This is a genomic window from Dialister sp. (assembly GCF_047832375.1).
In the GTDB taxonomy this organism is placed as follows: Bacteria; Bacillota; Negativicutes; order Veillonellales; family Dialisteraceae; genus Dialister.
In genome coordinates this window covers 2433339-2458601 of sequence record NZ_CP181256.1, presented here as the reverse complement: position 1 = coordinate 2458601, position 25263 = coordinate 2433339, and the positions used below count along the sequence as shown (strand labels likewise).

Here is a 25263-nt window from a genome sequence, read left to right as displayed (position 1 = left end):
CCATAGACCATGGTACAATAGGGGAAGGAGAGAGAAAGGAGACCTTATGAAAAAGACAATCATAGCCTTCATAGCTGCCATCTTTCTGTTCTTCTCACTGCCCACGGTCCTTGCAGACTATACTTCTTGGGAAGACAGTACCTATGACTTCAAAGGTGTGAAGACCATCTACATCGATGCCATGGATACATCGGAGTCCGGGATTACCAGTGAAGCCCGGGACATGAAGCTGAAAGAGGATTTCTATAAAAGGGTATCAAAAATCAAGGGCCCCAGGGTCCTCGCCGCCCAGCCGGCACCGGAATCCATAAAAACATTGGCAGCGGAAGCAGTTTCTACGGAAGTCAAAGACCAGCCATCGTCCATTGTGCCCAAAGAGGCGGAAGGAGCAGACATCTATATCTATCCGAAACTTACCCTGTGGCAGGTGGATTCCTACCTGGTTCCCGCCCATACGGAATGGCGGGACGTGGAGGTACGGGATGCCTGGAGAGACAGGGATGGCCACTGGCATGAATTCTACCGCACAGAAACCTTCCCGGAATACGTACCATCCTACTACGTTCCCTGTGCTTCCGTGGCAGTGACCTTTGAATGGTACGACGTGAAGACAGGAAAACTGGTAGCCACCAGCGAAGACAGCCGGGTTCGGGGCTCCGAGAGCAATCCCACTGCCGTCTACGACCGTATCGTGGACCGGTTCTGCAAGAACGCAAAGAAAACCTTGGAGAATTGAGGAGTGAATGTGCGGCGCAATAAAATGAGGAATTAGGACTTAGGAATGAGGAATGGTGGTGCGGCGCATCAGATTGTAGAGCGCCGCTAAGTATATATGCCTATCTCGCGGCAAAGCCGCATCCATCCTGCGCCTTTGGCGCGGCCCTTCTCCAAGGGCCTGCATGCTGATGGATAATCTCACTTATTGAGGATACCGTTAAGCAAGTGCTCCCTTAGAGAAGGGGGCGGCCAGAAGGGCAGGGGATGGATTCGCCCCGAAGGGGCGGAACTACAGTTCTCAATTAGACTCAATTCCCAAGTTCTCAAACTATTGCAACTCCCTGCCCAAAGGGGTACAATATATAAACGTAACGGGGCATTAGCTCAGCTGGGAGAGCGCAAGGTTCGCAATCTTGAGGTCAGGGGTTCGATCCCCCTATGCTCCACCAGAAGTGGCAGGATATCCATGACAGGTCATGGGTATCCTTTTTTGTAGTTCCTATAAGTTCTCCCATGGCACTATGATATAATAAATATAAATAGAGAAGCCCCCTTCTTTGAATGGGGAGCGTAACATATTACACAGATATCCTATAATAACATTACAAACCTATGAAGGAGGAAGAACCATGGACGAAATTTTCAGAAGAGGTACCTGCCGCTATTTCAAGGAACTTACCCCGGTTCCCGATGACCAGCTGCTGACACTGGTGAAAGCAGGCATGCAGGCAAGGGCTGTGGGCAACCAGAAATCCCGGGATTTCATCATCGTTACCCGGGAAGACCTGGTGAAGGCCATTTCCCATAACAGCATCATCGCCGGCCCTGCCCGGAAGGCATCGGCAGCCATTGTCATTGTAGGCAAGAAAGAGGGCATCTCCTTCCCGGAGGAATGGTCCTTCGACTGCGCCGCAGCAGCCCAGAATATTCTCGTCGAAGCGGAGCATCTGGGCCTGTCCACCCTTTGGATGCAGGTGTACCCCTACCAGGACAGGAAAGTCCATCTCTGCCATATCCTGGATATCCCGGATGAACTGGATCCGTTCTGCATCATCGCCGTGGGCTATGCAGCACGGCAGCCAGTGCGCATGAACCACTACGATGAACAGGCCGTTTCCTACGACCTTTACGGGAAACATAAGAAATAAGAAAAGAAAAAGCGGTCGGACTTGTCCGGCTGCTTTTCAGGTACTGCCGGTTGGAGGCAACTGCGTTGGGCTGCTGGCTTCACGGAAAGATTTGAGATTTGAGGAAAGAGAATTGAGGTCCCGCAGCGGAACTGAGCCATTAGAAGCGCCGCAGGCTGGACCTTTGCGGCACAGCCGCGGGACCTCAACTCTCAACTCTCAAATCTCAAATCTATCCTCTCAATTGAAATATTCAAGTCCATCAATTTACTCCTTGCGCGATAGACGGTTTATGATATAATAAATACATCGAAAGAGTTAAATCTGATGATACAGATAAGGAGCGATATTTATGATTACTGAAATCCACAGCAATGAACAGTTTGCCAATGAAATTACGAACCATAAAGGTTACAGCCTCATCGACTTCTGGGCCACCTGGTGCGGCCCCTGCCGTATGATGGCTCCGGTCATGGAAAATGCGGAAAAGGTACTGGGAGATAAGGTACACTTCTGCAAAGTAGACGTCGATGAAATGCAGGAACTGGCAGGACAGTTCGACATCATGTCCATTCCTACCATCATTCTCTTCAAGGATGGCCAGGAAGTGAACCGCATGATTGGCGCCATTCCCCAGGAAGAATTCATTAACCAGCTGGAATCTATGATGCAGTAAATTTTCGCAGATCCATAGTCAAAGGGACCGCTAAAGGGCGGTCCCTTTTTATTTTACCTTCGGTAACTAAACCATGGAATATATAACGATATTTCATTGAACGTTTAATAAAAATAAACAAAATAAATTTATTTTAAAGTACTTGCACTTTGGGAAAAAGGTGCTATAATATGAACATAAGTTGACCGGCGGTCAACTGAAAACATTCATCGTTTTCCTGGATTCAATTCCCCGTGAAGACAGGAAATATCGGTGATGTGGTAGATAAAGGAGGTGTGCTCTTTCTTATCTTTTTGATATTGGATTTTCTTGATAATAATTTACCCTCTCTCCATAAATTCCTGTCAGTTTCCCCACTGGCAGGAGTTTTTTTGCGTTGGAAGAGTACTAAATGATAATAGGAATGACTAAAATCGTACTGGAGAAAAGAAGAAATTGACCGGAAGGAATGAAGTGGCTGAAAGGGAAAAAGTGACTGAGGGGAAAAAGTGAGGAGTGAGGAGGGAGGAGTTAGGAGTGGTGGCGGCGGCGCACAGATGACGGAGACACAAATCGTAGAATTGAAATCGTTTTTTTCGTATGAAAAGTGGCTGAGGGGTAATGCTCTTCGGGCAAGGTGACTCAAGGGGAACGGCCTTCGGCCGAGGTGGTTGTGGCGGCGCACAAATTGAATAGCACCGCCTTTTTTGATTACCGCCCCCGTCATTTCGAGCGGTGTGGGCATGCTATATGGCTCTACTGCTAAAAATCGCTACAGCTTCGAGGAGTCGAGAAATCTTTCTAGTAAATGCCTGTGACGGTGTTACCACGCGAAAGGCTGCGTCAAAGCCGCAGGATGGATGGGAGGAAAGTGGCTGGGGTGACTGAGGTGGCTAAAGTGGCTGAGAGGGAGGAGGCGGCGCACAAATTGAATAGCGCCGCCTTATGAAGACTGACTGCGGCGAAGCCGCTGATTCTGTCTGATTGTCTGGCTTCTGAAGTTTCCACCATCCCCAGCATGCAGGCTCTTGAAGAGGGTTGCATGCACCAAGGGGGGAGAATGGACAGACATGAAATTGGTTTGAATTATCTATTGCAGGTCCCGCCTCTGCGAGGCGGATCCATCCCCCGGCCTTTGGCCGTCCGCCGTTTGGCCTAAAAGGAAGGCGCTTTGATGGGCAGGCTAAGCGCCTTTTGTATTCAGGCCAAACTTGGACATCCTATGCAGGATGTCCATCTCCAAGGGGGAACTTGCTTACCAATTTTCTCAACATGTGAGATGACCAATAGCATGCAGCTTTTTGAGGCTTCGCTGCTGAACATCAATTCTCAACTCTCAACTCTTTTCCTGTCATGCAGCCCCTTAGAGAAGGGGCGCGGCAAAGCCGCAGGATGGATGCGGTTTTGCCGCGGAATAGGCATCTATATTTCGCGGCGCTCTACCATTTGATGCGCCGCACACCACCACTCCTCACTCCTCACTGATCTATTGCATCTCCTATAAGTGCATCTCATTATCCTTTGCAATCTCTATGAGTTTCTTCTATTGGAGAAAATTCTACAAATAGAGTATATTTAAACAAACACCATTACATAATGTTTTTTACGGATTACATTTTTACATGAAAGGAGGCACTATGGGAGAAAGGGAGGAGGCGGTGGAACGGCTCCTGGCCGGATACCGCCGTTATTACACGATTACCCGATTTGATGGAGGAAAGGAGGAGGAAACGGGATTCCGGGAGGCTGTCCATATGGAGAGGCCCTTCTTTTCCGGGAAGGCCCGGCTCGCTGCGGTTTGTGAATACTATGAAAGGGCGGAAAAGTATTTCCTTTTTCATTCGTCCACCCTCTGGAGTACGGCGCAGGAGGAGTTCCTCTTTGTATTTACGGTGCCCCATCTGACGGTGCCCCTGTTCCGGGAGCTTTGGGACTATGCCCGGGACGCGGGGATGGATATGGCCCATATCGGTTCCGGCCACATGTATACCTATGTGTCCCCCATCTTTATCTGCGATTCCATGGACGAAGAGGCGGCAAAGGAACTGGAGGCCTGTCGTTTTTACAGGACCTTCCTCTATTCCTTCCACGGGTGGATGGAAATCCATGCAGGAGCCCTGGACCTTGCTACCGGCCGATTCCGGTTCAACCGGGCCGGAAAATGTATGGAAAAGGGGCTGCGCCAGGTCTTTGCCAAGACCAGTCTCCTGGAGAAAGAAGCGTGATCCCCACCGCTCTGGATATTTACCTGCATAACGATTGGCAGTCAATGCCTGTTTCATATTAGCCATTTCAGTTACTCACTCTCTATTTGTTCAAGGGGGGACCATGTATGAATACCCTGGTACTGCTTTCTATCTGCTTAGTGATTCTGTTATGTGGTTACATTTTTTATGGCCGGTGGCTGGTGAAGCAATGGGGCGTCGGAAAAGGAGACATCCCCACCCCGGCCCACACCATGGAAGATGGGGTGGACTATGTACCGGCTAAAGCGCCGGTGCTCATGGGCCACCATTTCTCGTCCATCGCCGGTGCAGGACCGATTACGGGGCCCATCGGGGCGGCCATGTTCGGATGGCTGCCGGTGACCCTGTGGGTGCTGGTGGGAGGTATTTTCTTCGGCGGCGTCCATGATTTCGGCGCCCTCTTTGCCTCGGTCCGCCACAATGGCCAGTCCATCGGTGAAATCATTTCTGCCAACATGTCCAAACGGGCAAAACAGCTTTTCATTATCTTTTCCTATCTCACCCTGATTCTGGTGGTGGCGGCCTTTGCAGCCATCGTGGCCTCCACCTTCGGTGCGGTCTATGAAAATGGGGTAGTGAATGAAGCGAAGAGCGCCACCCAGGCCTCTGTGGCCATGGTATCCATGCTCTTTATAGCGGTAGCCATTGTTTTCGGCTTTGCCGTCTACCGCCGGCATACGGGCATGGCGGCGTCCACTATCCTTGGGGTAGCGGCCATCGTCATCTGCATGGCCATCGGTATGAATTTCCATCCCTTTTATTTCTCCACCACCACCTGGATGTGGCTCATCGGTCTCTATATCACCATCGCCTCCGTAACGCCGGTGTGGATTCTCCTGCAGCCCCGGGACTACCTGTCCTCGTTCCTTCTCTACGCCATGCTCATTGTGGCGGTGGTGGGCATTGTGGGGGCCCATCCGGATATTAACCCGGACCTGTTCCCGGCGTACACCGGATTCTCCGTGGATAACGGCAACGGCGTCCAGTACCTGTTCCCCATCCTCTTTACCACCGTAGCCTGCGGCGCCATTTCCGGTTTCCATTCCCTCGTTTCCTCCGGCACCACATCGAAGCAGCTGGATAAAGAGTCCGATGCCAAGCCCATCGCCTACGGCGGCATGCTGCTGGAATGCGTGCTGGCCATTATTACCCTCTGCGCCATTGCCTATGCCCGGGAGACAGGACATATCAAAGGAGCCACCGATATCTTTGCCGGCGGCATTGCTGCCATGATCGGCGCCATCCCCGGCATGGCTTCCCTGGAAACGAGCATGTACACCCTGCTGGTGCTGACCTATTCAGCTTTCTGCCTCACATCCCTCGATACGGCAACGAGGCTGGCCAGATTCATGTTCCAGGAATTCTGGCTGGAACCGGGACAGACCCCGAAGGATATTGACGGCACCTTTAAGAAAATCATGGTGAATCCCTATTTCGCCACCATTATTACCGTATTCTTCGGCATCATGCTGGGCATGGGAGGTTTCATGAAGATCTGGGGCCTCTTCGGCGCGGCAAACCAGCTGCTGGCGGGCATCGGCCTCCTGGCCGTGGCGACCTGGCTGGGCAATGCGGGGAAGAATAACAAAATGTTCCTGTTCCCCATGGCCTTCATGATGGTGGTTACCATCAGTTCCCTGGCCATTATCGTACGGAACCAGGTGCTCATGATCATGAATGGCGCCACTGACTGGGGCCCCTATGCCCAGGCGGGTATCGGCATCCTCCTCATCTGCCTGGCCCTGGAGCTGGCAGCGGAAGGCTGCCGCACCATTTTCCGCCAGCGGAAGATGGCCCGTGTGGAAAAGGAAGAAGAAATCCCCGTCCTGGATGACTTAGAAGACTGAGTTGTTGGGATTGAGCGCTGACGGGCAGAGTCAATGGGGTGGAGCTTCTAGCTATTAGCTTCTAGCAACCAGGAAAGCTGGTTCGCCTGCGGCGCTTTCCAATCGGGTAGAACCGGACAGAATTCATGACGTAGGCTGTAGAGCTTTCCTGAAAGCTAGCAGCTGGGAGCTAGAAGCCCCCGCTCCAGTGACTCTCAACGTTAGCATGCTAAAAAAGCACCCCTGCGGGGTGCTTTTTTATGCTCAAATCTTCGAATTTGGGGACATGCTGGTATCTCCGGGATCCCAGGTAATGATTTTTCCTGCCTTCAGGCTTTTGGGCACGTCGATGGTGCGCTGGTTGGAAGAACCTTTGAACAGAAGGGTCACATCCTTCTTGTCCAGCATGAATTCCCCGTCCACCAGGACGTCGATGCGCTTCAGGAGCTCCATGGTTTCCGGCATGACCTTGGCGAAGTGGCCCAGAAGGTCCCGGTCGTAGAGGTAGCCTGTAAAGCACCAGAGGGTCTTCTGGGGATACATTTCCTTGAACCGCTTTACCAGGGGGAGAAGTCCCTTCTGGTTCACAGGTTCCATCGGTTCCCCGCCCAGGAGGGTCATGCCTTCGTAGAATTCATGGCCCACTTCCTTCAGGATGAAATCTTCCACGTCCTTCGTGAAGGGCTTGCCATAGTTGAAATCCCAGGTTTCCGGGTTGAAGCAGCCCTTGCAGTGGTGGGTGCAGCCGGAAACGAAGAGGGAGAACCGGATACCCGGTCCGTTGGCGATGTCGTATTGTTTAAAGTTAGCGTATTTCATGGAAACTCCTTTTGTAGTTATAGGGAAGGGGACATTGGCTCTAAAGTAAGGTCAGAGATAAAAGTGAGGAGTGAGGAGTGAGGAGTGAGGAGTGTTGGATGCGGCGCGGATAAAAAGATGCGCCGCATGAAGAATTCCATTGCCGCAAAGCGGACCTGCTCCGGTGCCAATAGGGAGCCCCCATCAGCAGTTGCCAGTGGGGGCTGGTTATGTATTTATAATTTGCGGCGCTTTATGAATTGTGCGCCGCACCTTCACTCCTAACTCCTAACTCCTAACTTCTCACTCCTAACTGATGGCCGGAGTAAGTATCAGGAATTTGGGATGAAAGCTTTCTGGTCTTACAGGTGCAGTACTCTGTCCTTGATTTCCTGGGTGCGGCCCTGGTTCCAGAACTGGGTGCCGATGTAGCCGCAGGTTCTTCTGGCTACGCTCATCTTGTGCTGGTCCCGGTTGCCGCAGTTCGGGCATTCCCAGACGAGCTTGCCGTTTTCATCTTCCACGATCTTGATTTCGCCGTCGTAGCCGCAGACCATGCAGTAGTCGCTCTTCGTGTTCAATTCTGCATACATGATGTTTTCATAGATGTACTTCATCACCGTGAGGACAGCGGGGATATTGGTCTGCATGTTCGGCACTTCGATGTAGGAAATAGCGCCGCCGGGGGAAAGTTTCTGGAATTCCGATTCGAATTTCAGCTTGTGGAAGGCATCAATCTTTTCTGCCACATGGACGTGGTAGCTGTTGGTGATGTAGTTCTTGTCTGTCACACCGGGGATAATGCCGAACCGCTTCTGCAGGCACTTAGCAAACTTGTAGGTGGTGGATTCCATGGGGGTGCCATAGACGGAGTAGGAAATATTTTCTTTCTTTCTCCATTCCGCGCATTTATCGTTCAGCTTCTGCATGACCTTCATGGCAAACTTGCGGCCCTCTTCTGTGGTGTGGGATACACCCAGCATGCGGACACACATTTCATAGAGTCCGGCATAGCCCAGGGAAATGGTGCTGTAGTTGTTGAAGAGGAGCTTATCGATGGTTTCACCCTTCTTCAGGCGGGCCAGTGCGCCGTACTGCCAGAGAATCGGTGCCACATCGGATACGGTGCCCAGCAGCCGTTCATGGCGGCAGCGAAGAGCCCGGTGGCAAAGTTCGAGGCGGTCTTCCAGGATTTTCCAGAACTTATCCATGTCGCCACCGGAGGAGCAGGCAACGTCTACCAGGTTAATGGTGACCACGCCCTGGTTGAACCGGCCGTAGTACTTATGCTGGCCCTTGGGTCCCAGACCTTCGGTGTCCGGGGTGAGGAAGGAGCGGCAGCCCATGCAGGGATACACATCGCCGTTCTTCATCTGCTTCATGATCTTGGCGGAAATGTAGTCCGGCACCATTCTCTTGGCTGTGCATTCCGCAGCCAGCTTCGTGAGGTAGTAGTAGGGGGAATCATCGTGGATATTGTCTTCATCCAGCACGTAAATGAGCTTCGGGAAGGCAGGGGTAATCCATACGCCCTTTTCATTCTTCACGCCCTGCATGCGCTGGCGGAGCACTTCTTCGATAATCATGGCCAGGTCCTTCCGGGTCTGTCCGTCCGGTACTTCGTCCAGGTACATAAACATGGTGACAAATGGAGCCTGTCCGTTGCAGGTCATGAGGGTGATGAGCTGGTACTGGATGGTCTGGATGCCGGATTTGATTTCTTCCTTCAGCCGACGTTCCACGATTTTTTCAATGATAGCGGGATCCATGGATTCGCCGGTTTCTTTCCGTTCTTCCATGACTTCCTTTGTAATCTTCTTGCGGCTCACGTCCACGAAGGGAGCCAGGTGGGCCAGGGTAAAGGACTGGCCGCCATACTGGTTCGATGCTACCTGTGCCACAATCTGGGTGGTTACGTTGCAGGCGGTGAAGAAGGAATGGGGCTTCTCAATCAGGGTCTGGCTGATGACGGTGCCGTTCTGCAGCATGTCTTCCAGGTTGATGAGGTCGCAGTTGTGTTCCCTCTGGGCAAAGTAATCGGCATCGTGGAAATGGATGATCCCCTCTTCATGGGCTTTCACGATATCTTCCGGCAGCAGGAGACGCTTTGTGAGGTCCTTGGATACTTCGCCGGCCATGTAGTCACGCTGGGTGGAATTGATGACCGGGTTCTTATTGGAATTTTCCTGCTTCACTTCTTCATTGGAAAGGTCGATGAGGGACAGGATGCCGTCATCGGTGGTGTTGCTCTTGCGGGAGATTTCTCTCTTATACCGGTAGCGCACATATTTCTGGGCTACTTCGTAACCCCGCATTTCCATGATGCCCTTTTCCACCATGTCCTGGATATCTTCCACGTTTACTGCATGGGGGAAAGAAGCAATTTTCTTGGCAATCATATCTGCCACAGCGCGAATCTGGAATTCATTCATCTGGTGGATGGATTCCACTTCCTTATTCGCCTTGCCGATGGCGTTGATGATCTTGGTAATATCAAAAGACACTTCCTGGCCGTTTCTCTTGATTACATTCGTTTTGACGTGAATTTCACTCATCTGGTCCCTGTTTTCCATACTAAACACTCCCCTGTAAGGCACTTCTATGATTTCTGCGCAATTGGCGTTGATTTTTCGATATTATGCGAACTATACAAAATATTGTGTGTTTGCCAGTAGCAACTACACAATATCTTGTGCCGGTGATTATCATACACCAATTGGAGAGAAAAGGGAATAGACAGAAACTGTCACCATAGGCCACTAACCTTATGTTTGCTATTGAACTATCTCGAAAAAGACTGATATTGGCTGAAAAATGAAGAAAAGATTATTTTCAACCTGTTTGGACTACCCACTATGAAATTTTTCTATATGTATCTATAAGGAAATTGTAATTGCTTTTTCATGGGGATAGTGGATGGGAGGAAAATGGCTGAAAGGGAAAAGTAGCTGAGGTGACTGAGGTGGCTGGAAAGTGAGGAGGGAGGAGTGAGGAGTGGTGGTGGCGGCGCACAAATTGAATAGCGCCGCTTTAGGAGGCCTGACTGCGGCTCTGCCGCTGATTCTGTCTGATGTCTTATTGTCTGGCTTCTGAAGTTTCCACTATCCTCAGCAAGCAGCCCCTTAGAGAAGGGGCGCGGCAAAGCCGCAGGATGGATTGATGGGAATGGAAAGGTGACTAAGGTGGCTGAGGTGACTAAAGTGGCTGAGGGGGAGGATGCGGCGCAGAAATAATATAGCGCCGGCTTTTGATTACGGGATCCATCATTTTTCAGAAATGCCGTATTCCATCCGGTGATAATACTTCCCCCTAACGTCATTTCGAGCGGTGGTAAGCGCCGGAATGAAGGTACATGTAAGAATCGTATGTGAGAGAGAGTCGAGAAATCTCCCGGATAAATGCCTGTGACGGTGTTACCACTCGAAAGGCTGCCAGTTTTGTCTGCTTGTCTGACGTCTGAAGTCTCCACTATCCCCAAGCATGCAGGCCCTTAGAGAAGGGTCGCGGCAAAGCCGCAGGATGGATTGATAGGAATGGAAAGGTGGCTGAGGTGACTAAAGTGGCTGAGGGGAAGGGGGCGGCGCAGAAATTATATAGCGCCGCTATTTTTCTATACCCGCTAGCATGCAGCCCCTTAGAGATGGAAGTCCTGCATAGGACTTCCAAGTTTGGCCTGAAATACAAAAGGCGCTTAGCCTGCCCATAAAAGCGCCTTCCTATTAGGCCAAACGGCCCGCGTCAAAGCCGCAGGATGGATGCGGCAACGCCGCGGAGCCTCACCTCTCTTTACTCAATTCTGCTTTTGCCTCCTGCTTCGCAGGTCCCGCCTCTGCGAGGCGGATCCATCCCCTGCCCTTTGGGCTGCCCCCTTCTCTAAGGGGGCACTCGCTTACCGGTATTCTCAATAGGTGAGGATACCCGTAAGCATGCTGGCCTCTGGAGAAGGGCCGGGGCTCTGTCCTGTGGACAAGGCTCTGCCTGTCGGCAAGGCTGTGGCCTTCGGCCAGGGTGGTTGTGGCGGCGCGCAATTCATATAGCGTCGCCTTATGAGACTTGACTGCAGCTCCGCCGCTGATTCTGTCTGAAGTCTGCTTGCCTGGCGCCTGAAGTCTCCACTATCCCCAGCATGCAGGCTCTTGAAGAGAGCTGCAGCAAGGGGGAAATTGCTTACCGGTTTTCTTAACAGGTGAGATAACCGGCAGCATGCAGCCCCTTAGAGAAGGGGCGCGGCAAAGCCGCAGGATGGATTGATGGGAATGGAAAGGTGGCTGAGGGGTAATGCCCTTCGGGCAAGGTGGCTCAAGGGGAACGGCCTTTGGCCGAGGTGGTTGTGGCGGCGCACAAATTGGATAGCGCCGCTTTTTTTGATTACTGGCCCCGTCATTTCGAGGGGTGTGGACATGCCATATGGTTCTACTGATAAAAATCGCTACAGCTTCGAGGAGCCACGAAATCTTTCCGGTGAATGCCAGTGAAGGTGTTACAACTCGAAAAGCTGCCGGTCATGTCTGCCATCGGACTGTCTGGCTTCTGAAGTCTTTGCTGTCCCCCTGCCTTTGGCCGTTCCCCTGCTCCCTATCCCTCCTCCATGGGGTATAATAAAGAAAAGAACTATCTTTTCGGAGGGAATGAATGACCCATATATGTAAAATCCTGGCGGCAGGACTGCTGCTGCTTGTGCCCCTTTCCATAGGGGCAGAGGACATTTCCACGGTGTCTGTGGAAAAAGACGGGAAAGTGGTGGAGACTTTGGCCCTTGCCGCTCCAACGGCGGGGGAGGGGTGGCTGCCGAAGAAGGTGAAGCGGCAGTGTTCCCTGCAGGAAGAGCATCCGGATATCCGGGAGGCCCTCGTTTCTTACTTCTCCGATTCCACCATGGACAGGAGTGATATGACTTACACCGCCTGCCTCACGGACCTCGATGGGGATGGAAAGGAAGAGGCCCTGGTTCTCCTTTCAAGCCCTTATACCGATAAAGAGGGGAGTCCCATGCTCCTGGTTCTCAGTCCTTCGGAGGAAGGATGGACGGTGGGCCAGGAAATCATGGGATTCCCGGGCACCTTTTTCCTGCCGGAAAGGGGAAAGAAGGGGCCGAAGGGACTTCTCCCGATCTACTTTGCCGCAGATGATGGAACGGGGCAGACCATCGTAAAGAAACTGGTCCCGGTGGATGGACTCTATCCTCCCGTAGCAAATGGGGACATCGTGGATACCGGCGATAAGACTTTCAGAAAAATGAAAGGCACCGCTTATTTCTGCGGAGAAAATAAAAAGAAAGAAACCGTGAAATGGTTCTCTTTGGGGGAGGGAAAGTAGTTTCAAATCGGTAAAATATGAATTGGCAGTTAGTGAGGAGTTAGGAGTCAGGAGTGAAGGTGCGGCGCACAATTCATATAGCGCCGCTGTATTATATTCCTGTCCAAGGTTTTGGAAATCGTTTATCTTATCATCCCAATCTCAATACTTGGGCAGAGTTTTGATGTTTTATAAAATCTCGTGCCGCCATATAATTTGATGCGGCACACCACCACTCCTCACTCCTCACTCCTCACTCCTCACTCCTCACTCCTCACTCCTCACTTCTCACTTCTCACTCCTAACTTTTGGAATTAGAGCTTTTTCATACTGTCTCCCTGTCCCACTAACCCACTGTTCCACTATTTCACTATCATTCAGGAGGTTTTCCTATGGAATCGAAACTGGTATTGTATGACAATTACAAAAAAGCAAATGGCAGCTTTACCTGGTACCTGGAGGACCGGGAAGAGTTCAATGCCTTTGCCTTCCGGAATCTCTGCGAAAGCATCCGGCGCCTTGCGGAGACATCGCCGGGAAACAGGGAAGTGCTCCTGCAGATCCATGGAGTCTGGTGCAGCATTGTGAAAAGCCTGGTATACCGGACGAACAATGACACTCTCTCCATGATTGCCAGCATGCCGCCGGATAAGAATTTCCTGGACGACCTGGATAAAGCGGTGTCCGACTACCTTATGACCTGCGGAGAGTAGTATGGGGGACTGTTTCCTTTATTTCCTGGCTGTGAATCTTTTGGCCTTTTGCCTTTTCGGGCTGGACAAGTGGAAGGCCATCCATGGACGGTGGCGGATTTCCGAGAAGACCCTGCTCCTTTCCGCACTTTCCGGCGGTTTCCTGGGGGCCTTCCTGGGTATGCATTATTTCCACCACAAGACGCGGCACAAGAAATTTGTCTACGGTGTGCCGGCCATAGGGACTCTGGAAATTGCGGCGTCCCTTTTCGCCATCCTGGCAGGGTGAAATCGTTGCTGATGGGGCTCTCCATAATGCATATACGACAATGGTTACCTTGCATACTTTTTCCACTTGATTGTTTAATAAAACTATAGAAATATGCTATAATAATGACAAAAGGATAAGATTCAGGAGTAGGTCATCCTGACTGAGTGAGTAAAAGTTTCTGTGAAGTATTTGGATTTGCAGAAACTTTTCTTTTCCAGCGGGAGAGGGACAAATGGGAAGGACATCACCCGCCGGCAAGCAGGAAGGACCTGGTACTGAAGAAAAGGAGGAGAGCATGGCGGACATAGAAAAATTTCGTGGCGCCCTGTACGGCAGTGCCTGCGGGGATGCATTGGGGTATCCGCTGCAGAGTTTCTCCGTAGGTCGTATTCAGCACAGATTTGGACCTTTTGGACTCAGGACGCTGGTACGGGATTCCAAAAATGGAAGGAAAGCACCCATTTCTGATGACACACAGATGATACTGGCTACGATCGATGGGATCCTGTGGGCGGATGCAAAGAAACTGGATCTGGTGGATGGCATTTATCGGGGCTACATGCGCTGGTACTACAGCCAGACCGGGGAAGAGCCCCGGCGGGGACAGAGGACCTGGATGAGACGGCAGCCCCACGAGAGGGAATTCTGCCTTTTACGGGAAAAATTCATGCATGCCCGGAGAAATCCGGAAGAGGGACTTTTGGGCGCCTTTTCCAAAGACAGCCGGGGATCCACAAAGGTCAAAGTCAATGACAGCAAGGGAAGCGCCGCCCTGGCAAGGGCGATCCCTATTGGTCTCCTCTTTGCAGGGGACAGCAAGGCAGCCTTCGATGAAGCGGTGAAGACGGCAGCCCTTTCCCATTCGAACCCGGTGGCTTACTACGCCGCCGGCGGCCTGGCAGCCATCATTGCCTGCCTCGCCTTTGGTCTTACCCTGCCGAAGGCACTGGAGCGGGCGGAGACCCTGTTGGGAAAAATGCATAAGACCGATCCCATCCTCTCCCTGCTGGGAGCGGCGGAAGAACAGGCCAATAACCATCCCGCCGGAAAGACAGGGACCTGGGACCATATTGACAGCATTTCCTCCCTGGGCAGCGGCTGCAATGCGGAAGAGGCCCTGGCCATTGCGGTGTACTGCACACTGGCCGTGGATGATCCTTTGGATGCCCTCATCGTATCTGCCAACCACAGCGGAAAGAGCAGTACCACCGCCGTAGTCACCGGCGCCATGGAAGGTGTTCGTTTCGGTACGGGCTTCCTGCCGGAATACTGGGCGGATATACTGGAAGGAAATGAAGTGGTTTCCTTCATGGCGGATAAGCTGTTCTATGTGTACAATAAGTACCATCCCCAGAAAGTTGTGAAATAAGAAGAACCCCGAGAGAGTAATCTCTTCGGGGTTTTTGATTGGTTTGGCGCTGTATGGCTAAGCGCATGCGAACGGATGGGGCCTTGAGCTTTTAGCCTTGAGCCTTGAGCGGATCAGCCTGCGGCGGTTTTGTGGCTGGGTGGACGTCTGAACGGATGGGGGCCTCTAGCTTCTAGCTGCTAGCAGCTAGGAAAGCTGGTCAGCCTACGGCATGGGTAACAGTAAGAGTGCTGTTGATTGACTTTCCTGACAGCGGTCAGTGGCCTTGTATTTATGACATAAACTGTTAAAAAATCCATTTTGTATGCTTGATGGCTATACATGGTATTTTTCCTACCCCCCTTGCTATTTGCATTTAATCGATCTATGATCGGATCACCTTTTATATGGAGGTAGTGAAGTCAATGGCAGGGAGGCGGGCACTATAAACAGGGAAATGGTCAGGCAGTTGATTGAGTGGGCCATGGACGGACGGGGAGCTGTATCTTTTCAGGAGATTGGAGAAGGGGACATCGGCATTTCTATCCATTATATGACAGATGGTGGAAATCTGATTCCCATTACCCTGGAGGTCTCTGCGAAGAACAGGGGAATGGGGATTTTCATGAAGAAAATGGCACAAAATCTGGTACAATGGATTGAAAATTATAATTTTAATGACTATGTAATAAGGAAAGTACGGGAAACAGAGATTATCACGGATGTACGGGCCCTTTTGGAAGACATGGACCAGGCCAGGGAAGATCTTAAGCGGGCAGCATGGAGAATGACCCATCTTCTATACGATACGGTTCATGGACTCGATGCAATCTATGGAGAACAAGGACCGTATCCAAAGGAGGATAGTCTCATTCATGTGGTCAGCCGAAGGAGGGCCCATCAGTTTCTGGAGGCCTGGCTTGCATGGGAGGAAAAACGCATCTGGAAATGCCCAACCGGGCAGGAGCCGGTGAAGACCCGGCTGCTGTACAGAAATAAAGAGAATGGAACCTGGGGAGCCATGGACAACAGCCATGGGGACTGCTGGGTGGAGGAGTTCCCTTCGCCCTGGGACGCTTTGGATTATCTTTTCGGTTAAAGTCCTGATGAAATACAGAAACATGGATGATCCGGTTATGGGGGAGGACTATGCAATATACAGTCATTATTGAAGAAACGGTATCCGAAGAATTTACGGTGAATGCAGGGAGTATTGAGGAGGCAGAAACAACGGCGAGAACATTGTATAGGAGTGGTGAATTTGTGCTGGATCCGGGTAATCTGGAAGAGGTCCGATTTCTGGTTTCTCCGGCGGCAAATCGGGAGCCCCCAGAATCGGATTGACAGGAGGGATCCTCCTTTTATAATGAGAGAAAAGGAGGATTTCCTATGGATACTCATCTCGACCTTTCCCTTGCTGCTTCCTATACCAGCCGCTCCCAGATCGCCCGGGTAGTGACAGAGGGGTGGGTGGCGGAAAATATGTATTGTCCCCGCTGTGGCGCAAGCCATCTTACCCACCTGAGTGCCAACCGGCCGGTGGCTGATTTTGCCTGTCCCCATTGCGGGGAAATTTTTGAGTCCAAGGCCAAGCAGGGACCTCTGGGCAAGAAGATTGCCGACGGCGCTTATGATACCATGATCCGCCGAATCCATGAGTCCGATAACCCTGACTTCCTTTTCATGTCCTATGACCTGGCAGCAGAGCGGGTCCTTGGCTTCCTGATTGTACCGAAGCACTTTTTCGTGGATTCTCTTATAGAAAAGAGAAAGCCCCTAGGACCTGGTGCCAAAAGGGCGGGCTGGACGGGATGCAGTATTCTTCTGGATGAAGTGCCGTCCTATGGGAAAATCGAGATTATCCATGGCCTTCAGATTGCGGATAAGAAGGAAGTCTGCGAGCGGTACAGGAAAACCGATTTCCTGGCGGGTATGAGCCTGTCTTCCCGGGGCTGGCTGCTCGATGTTTTCCGGTGTATAGAGAGCATGGAAAAAGAGACATTTACCCTGCAGGATATGTATCGGTTTGAGAGAAAACTGCAGATTCTCCATCCCCAAAATCATACAATCCGTGCCAAAATCCGGCAGCAGCTGCAGCTCCTTCGGGACCGGGGATTTTTGGAGTTTATTTCTTCCGGGGTATACAGAAAACGGTAATTGATAGGAAGATGATTCTATGGGAAAAATCGCAATCCTTTTGTATCCCGATTTCACGGCCCTCGATTTCATTGGACCCCTGGAGGTGTTGGGGCGGCTTCCGGATGGGGAGGTTCATTATACCTCCCTTTCCGGCGGCCCGGTGTCCAATACGGCAGGGCTTACTGTGATGACGGAACCTCTTTCAGAAATGGAAGAACTTCACATCCTTCTTATTCCCGGAGGATTCGGGAGCCGGAATGCGGTGAAGGAACCGGCCCTTTTGGATGAAATCAGGAGGGCCGCCGGCAGGGCAGACTATGTACTCACCGTATGTACAGGCTCCGCCCTGGCGGCGGCAGCGGGACTGCTGGACGGCAGGAAGGCCACCAGTAATAAAATTGCCTTTGCCTGGGCCTCTTCCATGGGGCCGAAAGTGCTCTGGGACCGGGATGCCCGGTGGACGAAAGATGGGAAGTACTATACTTCCGGCGGCGTGGCGGCGGGGATAGACATGGCCCTGGGATTTGCCGCAGACCGGCTGGGGCGGGAGAAGGCACTGTCCATTGCGGAGGCCATGGAATACCGGTGGAATGACAATTCGGAAGAGGGATGGTGTTTCCGTAAAAAATAGGACAGAAGGGAAATTGGGGGACTTTGACAGGACCTGCAATGAAGCCATTGCAGGTCTTTTGTATTGGCCTGCAGGATTTTTATATGGGAAACAGGGGAATTCAATACTTACCTTTAGTTAAAAAGTGTGTTATAATGCTCTTGGATAAAAGCTTAGTTATCTTAGGTAAATTGAACTGGAGAGAAATATGGATATTGAACTTACAAGGGAGTTTCTGGATTCCTGCCATGAGGCCCGCCGGATCTGTGAGCTGCAGCCTACGCTTCCGCCTCGCTTGAAGCCGAGGCACATCAGGATTATCCAGGTAGTCCACGACCGGTGTGAGGGAAAAGAGGGAGTTCGGATCAGCGACGTGGCGGCTGCCATGAAAGGGACCATGCCCTCTATCACGAAACTGGTGAATGAGCTTTGTGAAATGAAAGTCCTGATTAAAAAGCAGAGCAATAATGATAGACGGGTATACACACTGAAACTCACAGCCAAAGGGCGGAGGTACTATACCCTCTATGTCGATCATTTCCATAACTGGCTGACAGAAGAGATGCAGTCCATCCCTGATGAGGATGTGAAAGCGACGGTAAGGACCATTGCCAAAGTGAAAGCCATACTGCAGCAGGGCCGGGAGGATTTCGGACCACTGAAGTGATAGCCTGCGGCCTGGGGCTGGTGGTTTACAGCTTACAGCTTACAGCTTACAGCTTACAGCTGACAGACTACAGCTATCCGCTATTCGCTGACCGGGGCTCTGTACGGAGCTGATAGCTGTGATAGCTGTATGCTGATAGCGGAAAACCGATAGCTGATAGCTGAAATGAGCCCCAGTGTCCATTAAATATTTACCTTAAGGAGGTAATTAATACATGCAGTTTGAAAGGCGGCTGGATGCCGGACTTTTACTTTCTATCGTGGCGGCGGGGATTCTTTCCTTTACCGGCGTGGTCATTGAGACCGCCATGAACGTGACCTTTCCTTCCCTCATGAAGGAGTTTTCTATTTCCACGTCCCTGGTCCAGTGGATTACCACGGGATACCTTCTGGTGCTGGCGGTGGTGATTCCGACTTCCGGATATCTGAAGGAACGGTTCCCCATGAAGCGGCTGTTCCTTGCAGCGGCGGGCATATTTATTATCGGCACCCTGCTGGGGGCCTGGTCGCCTGACTTTTCCATACTTCTTCTGGGGCGCCTTCTCCAGGGTGCCGGCACTGGCATTGCACTGCCATTGATGTTTAATATCATCATGGACCAGGCACCTCTGGACTGCCTCGGTGTCATGGTGGGCAGCGGTATGCTGGTCTGTGCCCTGGCACCGGCGGTGGGGCCATCCATCGGCGGGTATATCGTGAGCCTCTTCGGCTGGCGCATGATTTTCTGGGCGGTACTTCCGCTCCTGGTGATTTCCTTTATCGTCGGCGGCCTGTCGGTGCGGCAGTCCTCGGAAATCCGTAAGGAAAGTTTTGATTTCATGGGCCTCCTGTACCTGGCGGTGAGCTTTACCTGCCTTCTCCTGGGCTGCACGGAGCTGGGCCATGGGAAAATCACAGCCATGGGAGCCGTTCTTTTCGCCGGATTCCTTCTGGCCCTGGTCCTCTTCTCCCGGCAGGAGAAGCAGCGGATGGAGAATGGCAGAAGGCCTCTTTTGAATCTGGCTGTTTTTCATAATAAACCCTTCGTCCTGGGGGCACTGGGGCTGGCACTGCTCCAGTTCATCTGTCTGGCCCTGGGATTCCTGATTCCGAATTTCTCCCAGATCGTGACTGGGGAAAATGCTTTCACCGCAGGATGCATTCTTCTGCCCGGCTGCATTCTGGGCGCCGCTTTTGCGCCTCTCTCCGGACGAATTTATGACCGGTTTGGCGCTAAGCGGCCCATACTTCTGGGCAGTATCTTTGTCATTATTTCCCTTATTTCCTTTAATAGTACCCTGGCAATGGCTTCCACAGCGGTGCTGACGGTGTGCTACGTCTTCTTTGCCGCAGGCCAGGGACTGTCGGTGGGCAATATCCTGACCTACAGCCTGTCGGTGCTTCCAAAGGGAATGAAGGCTGATGGCAATGCGGTTTGCAATACGGTGCAGCAGCTGTCCGGCGCCATCGGCACGGCGGCAGCGGCAGTAATCGTGGCCATGGAACAGATGGCAAGGCCCTGGGATTTCGCCGGGGCTACGGCCTCCGGTACGGCCCTGGCATTTCTCATGGTTCTGGCCATGGGTGTCCTGCAGTTCCTGTCCATGTTCCTTTCTTTTCGAAAAAGAAAGGAATATCTGGTAGGACAAAAGGCGAAGTAAGTGCAGGAGCTGCAGGGAAATCGGGCCATCGGCAGGAAGTTTCCGGCTGCCCATGACTGGGCTGTCAGCGGCCAGATCGTAGAATCTCCCATTTTCACGCAATGGCAGGCTGCCTTTTTACCGGAGGCAAATCATGAAGACCTCACACCGTTGACTCTATCCGCCAGCAGGGGCCCCTCTTTCATTCATCTTCCAAAACGTGTATAATAGACAGAGCTTTGAACTTCAGTGATTATGAATCTTTTATCCCGGCGGCTTCCGGATAAGAGATTTTTTCATGTCCTGCAGTTCATGAAGGAAGAAAAGAAGCAATCGAAAAATGGGAGGAAAGAAGAATGGAAGCAAGGGACAGTTTCAAATCCCGGCTGGGATTTATCCTGGTCAGTGCAGGATGCGCCATCGGTATCGGCAATGTATGGAAATTTCCTTACATCACCGGTGAATACGGGGGCGCTGTTTTTGTGCTGTTTTATCTCCTGTTCCTGGTGCTCATGGGAATCCCTGTGGTCACCATGGAACTGGCCGTGGGCCGGGCGAGCCATAAGGGGGTACTGGAGGGACTGAAGTCCCTGGAGCCGAAGGGAACCTATTGGCACCTCCACGGGTGGCTCTGCCTTCTGGGACCCTATGTACTCATGATTTACTACACCTCTATTTCTGGGTGGATGGTGGATTACTGCTGGCGCTTTATTACCGGCTCCTTTGATGGCATGGCACCGTCGGAGGTGGGAAAGGTCTTTACCGGCATGGTATCGGATCCCTGGGAACTGACCCTCTTCATGGGGCTCAACGTGCTGGTGGGCTTCATCGTCTGCGCCGGCGGCGTGGCAAAGAGCCTGGAAAAGGTGACAAAGGTCATGATGCTGGGGCTTCTGGGGCTCATCGTCATCCTGGCAGTGAACAGCGTCCTTTTGCCCGGCGGCGGGGAGGGACTGAAATTCTTCCTCCTTCCTGACTGGAATCGGGCCGTCGATGCGGGTCTCGGCAATGTGGCCACGGCAGCCATGAACCAGGCCTTCTTCACCCTTTCCGTGGGCCAGGGGTCCATGGAAATCTTTGCCAGCTACATGGGGAAAGACCATGCCCTGACGGGAGAAGCCGTGCGGATTACGGCTCTCGATACCTTCGTGGCCATCATGGCGGGCCTCATCATTTTCCCTGCCTGCTTCGCCTACGGTGTGGCACCGGAAGAAGGACCCTCCCTCATCTTCGTGGCACTGCCCAACATTTTCATCAATATGCCCATGGGCCGTCTCTGGGGCACCCTGTTCTTCATTTTCATGACATTCGCCTCCTTCTCCACGGTCACCGCCGTCTTTGAAGGCATCATCGGCAACGCCATGGACGACTTCGGCTGGAGCCGGAGAAAAACGGTGGCCATTTTCCTGCCCCTCGTATTCCTGGGCAGCCTTCCCTGCGTGCTGGGATTCAACCTGTGGCAGGACGTGCATATCATCGGGGCAAGGGGCATCCTGGACAGCGAAGATTTCATCGTGAGCTCCCTGATTCTCCCCTTCGGCTCCATCGTGTTTGCCCTCTTCTGCACCTGGAAGTACGGTTGGGGATTTGAAAACTACCTGAAAGAAGTGAATACAGGGGTGGGCATGAAAATGCCCCGGTGGGTGAAGCCCTATTTCAAATATGTGCTCCCCCTCCTGATCCTGGTCATTCTGGTCCGGGGATTGATGTGACTGGTGAAAAAACGCTGCGTTTTACACAGCGTTTTTTTAGAATTGAGATTTGAGGCAAGAGAATTGAGGCCCCGCGGCTGCGCCGCATCCATCCTGCGCCTTTGGTGGGGCCTTCTCCAAGGGCCTGCATGATTGGGAAAGAATTGAGAATTGAGTGAAGAGAATTGAGATCCAGCGGCTTCGCCGCGAAAAGCGGCATGCGATAGGTTATCATACATATTGAGGAAGTTGGCAAGCCCGTGCCCCCTTAGAGATGGAAGTGCTTCGGCCGGGCTCTAAGGTGCTCGCTTAATGTGCAGGCTATGCTCGCAAATGAGCCCGGCTTGGGCATCCTCGGCAGGATGCCCACATAGGACTTCCAAGTTTGGCCTGAATACAAAAGGCGCTTAGCCTGCCCATCAAAGCGCCTTCCTTTCAGGCCAAACGGGGGCGGCCCAAAGGGCGGGGGATGGATCCGCCTCGGAGAGGCGGGACTGCGAAGCAGGGGGCAAAGGCAGAATTGAGAATGGAGTGAAGAGAGTTTGAGTCCTTACATCCGGGTGCAGAATCCCATCAATCCATTCTGCGGCTGCATGCTGAGGGGAGAGAAGACATCAGACGTCAGACAGTCAGATATCAGACAGGATCAGCGGCGCAGCCGCGGTCAGACTTCATAAGGCGGCGCTTCTGAACATTGCGCGCCGCCACAACCACTCCTCACTCCTCACTCCTCACTCCTCACTCCTCACTTTTTCCCTTCTTCCCTTCTTTCAAACGCATAGAAAATCGAAAACCTATGCTGAATGGTTATGCATGCATGATTACAAGTATTCAAAGAGCGCTGGAGGTGTTATAGTAGCAGTAGTGGGTCTTTGGGGACAGCCCGGAGGCCATGCATACTATTTCTATTCAGGAGGCAGAAAATGGCAAACTACAATCCTTATGAAAACATGCTTCACGTACTGGACAAAGCAGCAGAAAAGCTGGGTTACAAGAAGGAGGACTATGAATTTGTAAGGTATCCGGAACGGGAGCTCACTGTCAGCATCCCGGTTCGGATGGATGACGGCCATGTAGAAGTCTTTTCCGGTTACCGGGTGCAGCATTCCACTGCCCGGGGCGCAGCAAAGGGTGGCATCCGTTTCCATCCCCAGTCCGATGAGAACGAAGTGAAGGCGCTGGCAGCCTGGATGACCATTAAGAACGCCATCGGCAATATTCCCTATGGCGGCGCCAAGGGCGGCATCCGGGTGGATCCCCACAAGCTTTCCCAGAGGGAACTGGAACGGCTGACCCGGGGCTATGTACGGAAGATTTACCCCATCATCGGGCCGGATAAGGATGTACCGGCACCGGATGTGAATACCAATGGACAGATCATGGCGTGGATTGCCGATGAATATGCGGCTCTTTCCGGTACCTGGCAGCCCGGCGTGGTGACAGGAAAGCCCCTGTCCGTAGGCGGCTCCCTGGGACGGAATGAAGCCACCGGCCGGGGACTCCTCTTCACACTGGAAACCTGGTGCGAAAAGAACCATAAGGACATGAAGGACCTCACCATGATTGTGCAGGGCTTCGGTAACGTAGGTTCCGTAGGTTCCCTCCTCATGCACCGGAAGGGCGTGAAGATTACCACCATCGGCGATATCAACGGCACCTGGCACAAGGAATCGGGTCTGGATATCGAGAAGATGTACACCTACGCCAACAGCCACGGCCGGTCCCTGAAGGGATATACCGAAGAGGGGGCGGAAATGATTCCGGACGAAGACCTCTTCGCCCAGAAGGCGGATGTCATTTTCGTGGCAGCCATGGAAAACCAGCTGAACGCAGGCACCATGGAAAAGGTACAGGCGCCCCTCATCCTGGAAGGTGCCAATGGCCCCACCACAGAAGAGGCAGATGCTTACTTTGAAAAGAAGGGCATCGAAGTGCTGCCGGACGTCATGAGTAACGTAGGCGGCGTGGTGGGCTCCTACTTTGAATGGGTACAGAACCGTACCGGCTACTATTGGACGGAGGAAGAATACAATACCCGCCTCCAGAAGAAGATGCGGGAAGCCTATGAAGATGTGTATGCACTGAAAGAGAAATACCATGTCACCTACCGGCTGGCGGCCTACATGTTGGCCCTGTCCCGGGTGGTGGAAGCCCAGAAGACCAGAGGGTTCCTGGGATAATTGAACAGAACGAAAAAAGCACCGGTTTCCGGTGCTTTTTTCGTCCATGTGCGCCCAGCATGGGCGCACTCTTAAGGGTGAAAGTCCCTAGACCGCCCGACAGCGGGAAGGTCATAGCCGAACACCAAGGGTGTCCATCGTGAGGTGGAATCTGAAGGAAGGTGCAGGCAAATCTCCGGTCCGATGTACAAGAACCACATAAGGCTACGGCAGGATGGATAAGGTTGCATGACAAACTGAAGTCCCATAGCTGTACGGAATCCTGCAGAGTACATGTGGCGGATATATGGAGAGAAAGAGTGCGTTCTTACCTGGGGAGGTCTCACGGACACAGCAGAATAAGGCTGTATTTACTGGGCTGTGCTGTGGTTGAAATAAGATTTGCCGTGAGAAGTCAGCAGAGGCCATAGTACCAGATGGCTCATAGGCATCTGGGAAGGGCCGAACTTTAGGAGATGTTAGTCAATGAAAGTAACCAACCATGGGCTTAAAGGCAGACAACTTCAGAAAGAAGACTACTGGCAGAAAGCAGCTGCAGAACAGCAAGGATATGCCGGAGTGCCCATCCATGTGAGGATTGCTGAAAACAACAACATCATCGCAGACTTGCATAAGCAGGAATGCGAAAACTAAAGAACCGCCGTATACCGAACGGTACGTACGGTGGTGTGAGAGGTCGGCGGGCCGAAGCCCGCCTCCTACTCGATGGTATAATTGGAATAAGTCATGGCGGCTCGTGTGCAGTAAGTTGTCTAGAAGATTGGCTGGCGTCCCAAACGTGTGGATGGTTCATAAGGGTTGTGGCTTCCACATCGCTGCGCTCGGGGAAGCAGGTGGTGGGTTGGCATCGCTGGCGCTTGCCAACCGGGTGGGGCGCTTCGCTTAAAAGGAAGGGAACCTTATATAACGCCGCCTTCGGCGGCTCATCGCCCTATGGCGGCGAAGCCGCTGATCCACCTTATGCCCCCGGCGCGCAGCGCCCACAACCCGGTGAACGAGCGTAGCGATGTTCGCCCACAACCCTTAGCCCCATTCACCGGTTGGGCGTACATTCTAATTTCATGGGGCTGTGGCTTCCACATCGCCTGCGCTTGAGGAAGCAGGTGGTGGGTTGGCATCGCTGGCGCTTGCCAACCGGGTGGGGCGCTTCGCTTAAAAGGAAGGGAACCTTATATAACGCCGCCTTCGGCGGCTCATCGCCCTATGGCGGCGAAGCCGCTGATCCACCTTATGCCCCCGGCGCGCAGCGCCCACAACCCGGTGAACGAGCGTAGCGATGTACACCCACAACCCTTAGCCCCATTCACCGGTTAGGCGTACATTCTAATTTCATGGGGCTGTGGCTTCCACATCGCTGCGCTCGAGGAAGCGGGTGGTGGGTTG

At 52.5% G+C, this 25263-nt stretch carries 20 protein-coding genes and 1 tRNA gene; 19 read left to right on the top strand and 2 right to left on the bottom strand.

Annotated elements, in window-relative coordinates:
• Positions 1 to 46: 46 nt before the first annotated feature.
• The 6 genes from ACFWUL_RS09810 to ACFWUL_RS09785 all read left to right on the top strand — a co-directional run bounded on the left by ACFWUL_RS09810 (position 47) and on the right by ACFWUL_RS09785 (position 6592).
• Entirely contained in the window at positions 47 to 736 is a 690-nt protein-coding gene (locus ACFWUL_RS09810; RefSeq protein WP_416177143.1) for a hypothetical protein, read from the top strand.
• Between the two features lie 354 nt (positions 737 to 1090).
• Positions 1091 to 1166 (top strand) — tRNA-Ala (locus ACFWUL_RS09805).
• Between the two features lie 180 nt (positions 1167 to 1346).
• Entirely contained in the window at positions 1347 to 1865 is a 519-nt protein-coding gene (locus tag ACFWUL_RS09800; RefSeq protein WP_416177142.1) for a nitroreductase family protein, read from the top strand.
• Positions 1866 to 2196: 331 nt separating this feature from the next.
• Entirely contained in the window at positions 2197 to 2520 is a 324-nt protein-coding gene (gene trxA / locus ACFWUL_RS09795; RefSeq protein ID WP_416177141.1) for a thioredoxin, read from the top strand.
• A 1616-nt stretch (positions 2521 to 4136) separates the two neighbouring features.
• Positions 4137 to 4724 (top strand): hypothetical protein, encoded by a 588-nt coding sequence (locus tag ACFWUL_RS09790; protein ID WP_416177140.1) that lies wholly within the window; start codon positions 4137 to 4139, stop codon positions 4722 to 4724.
• Between the two features lie 107 nt (positions 4725 to 4831).
• Positions 4832 to 6592 carry a carbon starvation protein A gene (locus ACFWUL_RS09785; protein WP_297022933.1) on the top strand — a complete coding sequence of 587 codons (1761 nt, stop codon included), beginning with the start codon at positions 4832 to 4834 and terminating at the stop codon, positions 6590 to 6592.
• Positions 6593 to 6835: 243 nt separating this feature from the next.
• Here ACFWUL_RS09785 and nrdG read toward each other — a convergent pair whose 3' ends face one another.
• The gene (gene nrdG, locus ACFWUL_RS09780) at positions 6836 to 7390 is read right to left on the bottom strand and encodes an anaerobic ribonucleoside-triphosphate reductase activating protein (protein ID WP_416177139.1); all 555 of its coding nucleotides are present in this window, start codon (positions 7388 to 7390) and stop codon (positions 6836 to 6838) included.
• 341 nt (positions 7391 to 7731) lie between these two features.
• On the bottom strand, positions 7732 to 9942 hold the full coding sequence (nrdD, locus tag ACFWUL_RS09775) for an anaerobic ribonucleoside-triphosphate reductase (protein WP_297022927.1): 2211 nt from the start codon (positions 9940 to 9942) through the stop codon (positions 7732 to 7734).
• A gap of 2059 nt (positions 9943 to 12001) precedes the next feature.
• On the opposite strand from nrdD, the gene ACFWUL_RS09770 reads away from it, so the two are divergent.
• From ACFWUL_RS09770 to ACFWUL_RS09710, 13 genes are all read left to right on the top strand, one after another.
• On the top strand, positions 12002 to 12685 hold the full coding sequence (locus tag ACFWUL_RS09770; RefSeq protein WP_416177138.1) for a hypothetical protein: 684 nt from the start codon (positions 12002 to 12004) through the stop codon (positions 12683 to 12685).
• A 371-nt stretch (positions 12686 to 13056) separates the two neighbouring features.
• Positions 13057 to 13377: a hypothetical protein gene (locus tag ACFWUL_RS09765; RefSeq protein WP_297022921.1), complete on the top strand. Its 321-nt coding sequence runs from the start codon at positions 13057 to 13059 to the stop codon at positions 13375 to 13377.
• A 1-nt stretch (position 13378) separates the two neighbouring features.
• Positions 13379 to 13645, top strand: a complete 267-nt coding sequence (locus ACFWUL_RS09760) for a DUF1294 domain-containing protein (RefSeq protein WP_416177137.1) — start codon at positions 13379 to 13381, stop codon at positions 13643 to 13645.
• A 214-nt stretch (positions 13646 to 13859) separates the two neighbouring features.
• The gene (locus ACFWUL_RS09755; protein ID WP_416177136.1) at positions 13860 to 14996 is read left to right on the top strand and encodes an ADP-ribosylglycohydrolase family protein; all 1137 of its coding nucleotides are present in this window, start codon (positions 13860 to 13862) and stop codon (positions 14994 to 14996) included.
• Positions 14997 to 15459: 463 nt separating this feature from the next.
• Positions 15460 to 16074: a hypothetical protein gene (locus tag ACFWUL_RS09750; RefSeq protein ID WP_297041462.1), complete on the top strand. Its 615-nt coding sequence runs from the start codon at positions 15460 to 15462 to the stop codon at positions 16072 to 16074.
• A gap of 50 nt (positions 16075 to 16124) precedes the next feature.
• Entirely contained in the window at positions 16125 to 16319 is a 195-nt protein-coding gene (locus tag ACFWUL_RS09745; RefSeq protein ID WP_416177135.1) for a DpnD/PcfM family protein, read from the top strand.
• A 45-nt stretch (positions 16320 to 16364) separates the two neighbouring features.
• On the top strand, positions 16365 to 17132 hold the full coding sequence (locus ACFWUL_RS09740) for a DpnI domain-containing protein (RefSeq protein WP_297022911.1): 768 nt from the start codon (positions 16365 to 16367) through the stop codon (positions 17130 to 17132).
• 19 nt (positions 17133 to 17151) lie between these two features.
• A complete protein-coding gene (locus ACFWUL_RS09735) occupies positions 17152 to 17745 on the top strand; it encodes a DJ-1/PfpI family protein (RefSeq protein WP_416177134.1) in 594 nt (197 codons plus the stop codon).
• Positions 17746 to 17932: 187 nt separating this feature from the next.
• On the top strand, positions 17933 to 18391 hold the full coding sequence (locus ACFWUL_RS09730) for a MarR family winged helix-turn-helix transcriptional regulator (RefSeq protein WP_416177133.1): 459 nt from the start codon (positions 17933 to 17935) through the stop codon (positions 18389 to 18391).
• A 214-nt stretch (positions 18392 to 18605) separates the two neighbouring features.
• Positions 18606 to 20030: an MFS transporter gene (locus ACFWUL_RS09725; RefSeq protein WP_416177132.1), complete on the top strand. Its 1425-nt coding sequence runs from the start codon at positions 18606 to 18608 to the stop codon at positions 20028 to 20030.
• A gap of 335 nt (positions 20031 to 20365) precedes the next feature.
• Positions 20366 to 21721 (top strand): sodium-dependent transporter, encoded by a 1356-nt coding sequence (locus ACFWUL_RS09720; protein ID WP_297022899.1) that lies wholly within the window; start codon positions 20366 to 20368, stop codon positions 21719 to 21721.
• Between the two features lie 902 nt (positions 21722 to 22623).
• A complete protein-coding gene (locus tag ACFWUL_RS09715; RefSeq protein WP_297022896.1) occupies positions 22624 to 23880 on the top strand; it encodes a Glu/Leu/Phe/Val family dehydrogenase in 1257 nt (418 codons plus the stop codon).
• A gap of 465 nt (positions 23881 to 24345) precedes the next feature.
• Positions 24346 to 24513, top strand: a complete 168-nt coding sequence (locus ACFWUL_RS09710; RefSeq protein ID WP_297041640.1) for a hypothetical protein — start codon at positions 24346 to 24348, stop codon at positions 24511 to 24513.
• The last annotated feature ends 750 nt before the right edge of the window (positions 24514 to 25263 follow it).

What these genes read in the sequence shown, in the direction of transcription:
- ACFWUL_RS09810 (WP_416177143.1), top strand. Translation starts at nt 47, where the DNA reads ATGAAAAAGACAATCATAGCCTTCATAGCTGCCATCTTTCTGTTCTTC.
- ACFWUL_RS09800 (WP_416177142.1), top strand. Translation starts at nt 1,347, where the DNA reads ATGGACGAAATTTTCAGAAGAGGTACCTGCCGCTATTTCAAGGAACTT.
- trxA (WP_416177141.1), top strand. Translation starts at nt 2,197, where the DNA reads ATGATTACTGAAATCCACAGCAATGAACAGTTTGCCAATGAAATTACG.
- ACFWUL_RS09790 (WP_416177140.1), top strand. Translation starts at nt 4,137, where the DNA reads ATGGGAGAAAGGGAGGAGGCGGTGGAACGGCTCCTGGCCGGATACCGC.
- ACFWUL_RS09785 (WP_297022933.1), top strand. Translation starts at nt 4,832, where the DNA reads ATGAATACCCTGGTACTGCTTTCTATCTGCTTAGTGATTCTGTTATGT.
- nrdG (WP_416177139.1), bottom strand. Translation starts at nt 7,390, where the DNA reads ATGAAATACGCTAACTTTAAACAATACGACATCGCCAACGGACCGGGT.
- nrdD (WP_297022927.1), bottom strand. Translation starts at nt 9,942, where the DNA reads ATGGAAAACAGGGACCAGATGAGTGAAATTCACGTCAAAACGAATGTA.
- ACFWUL_RS09770 (WP_416177138.1), top strand. Translation starts at nt 12,002, where the DNA reads ATGACCCATATATGTAAAATCCTGGCGGCAGGACTGCTGCTGCTTGTG.
- ACFWUL_RS09765 (WP_297022921.1), top strand. Translation starts at nt 13,057, where the DNA reads ATGGAATCGAAACTGGTATTGTATGACAATTACAAAAAAGCAAATGGC.
- ACFWUL_RS09760 (WP_416177137.1), top strand. Translation starts at nt 13,379, where the DNA reads ATGGGGGACTGTTTCCTTTATTTCCTGGCTGTGAATCTTTTGGCCTTT.
- ACFWUL_RS09755 (WP_416177136.1), top strand. Translation starts at nt 13,860, where the DNA reads ATGGGAAGGACATCACCCGCCGGCAAGCAGGAAGGACCTGGTACTGAA.
- ACFWUL_RS09750 (WP_297041462.1), top strand. Translation starts at nt 15,460, where the DNA reads ATGGACGGACGGGGAGCTGTATCTTTTCAGGAGATTGGAGAAGGGGAC.
- ACFWUL_RS09745 (WP_416177135.1), top strand. Translation starts at nt 16,125, where the DNA reads ATGCAATATACAGTCATTATTGAAGAAACGGTATCCGAAGAATTTACG.
- ACFWUL_RS09740 (WP_297022911.1), top strand. Translation starts at nt 16,365, where the DNA reads ATGGATACTCATCTCGACCTTTCCCTTGCTGCTTCCTATACCAGCCGC.
- ACFWUL_RS09735 (WP_416177134.1), top strand. Translation starts at nt 17,152, where the DNA reads ATGGGAAAAATCGCAATCCTTTTGTATCCCGATTTCACGGCCCTCGAT.
- ACFWUL_RS09730 (WP_416177133.1), top strand. Translation starts at nt 17,933, where the DNA reads ATGGATATTGAACTTACAAGGGAGTTTCTGGATTCCTGCCATGAGGCC.
- ACFWUL_RS09725 (WP_416177132.1), top strand. Translation starts at nt 18,606, where the DNA reads ATGCAGTTTGAAAGGCGGCTGGATGCCGGACTTTTACTTTCTATCGTG.
- ACFWUL_RS09720 (WP_297022899.1), top strand. Translation starts at nt 20,366, where the DNA reads ATGGAAGCAAGGGACAGTTTCAAATCCCGGCTGGGATTTATCCTGGTC.
- ACFWUL_RS09715 (WP_297022896.1), top strand. Translation starts at nt 22,624, where the DNA reads ATGGCAAACTACAATCCTTATGAAAACATGCTTCACGTACTGGACAAA.
- ACFWUL_RS09710 (WP_297041640.1), top strand. Translation starts at nt 24,346, where the DNA reads ATGAAAGTAACCAACCATGGGCTTAAAGGCAGACAACTTCAGAAAGAA.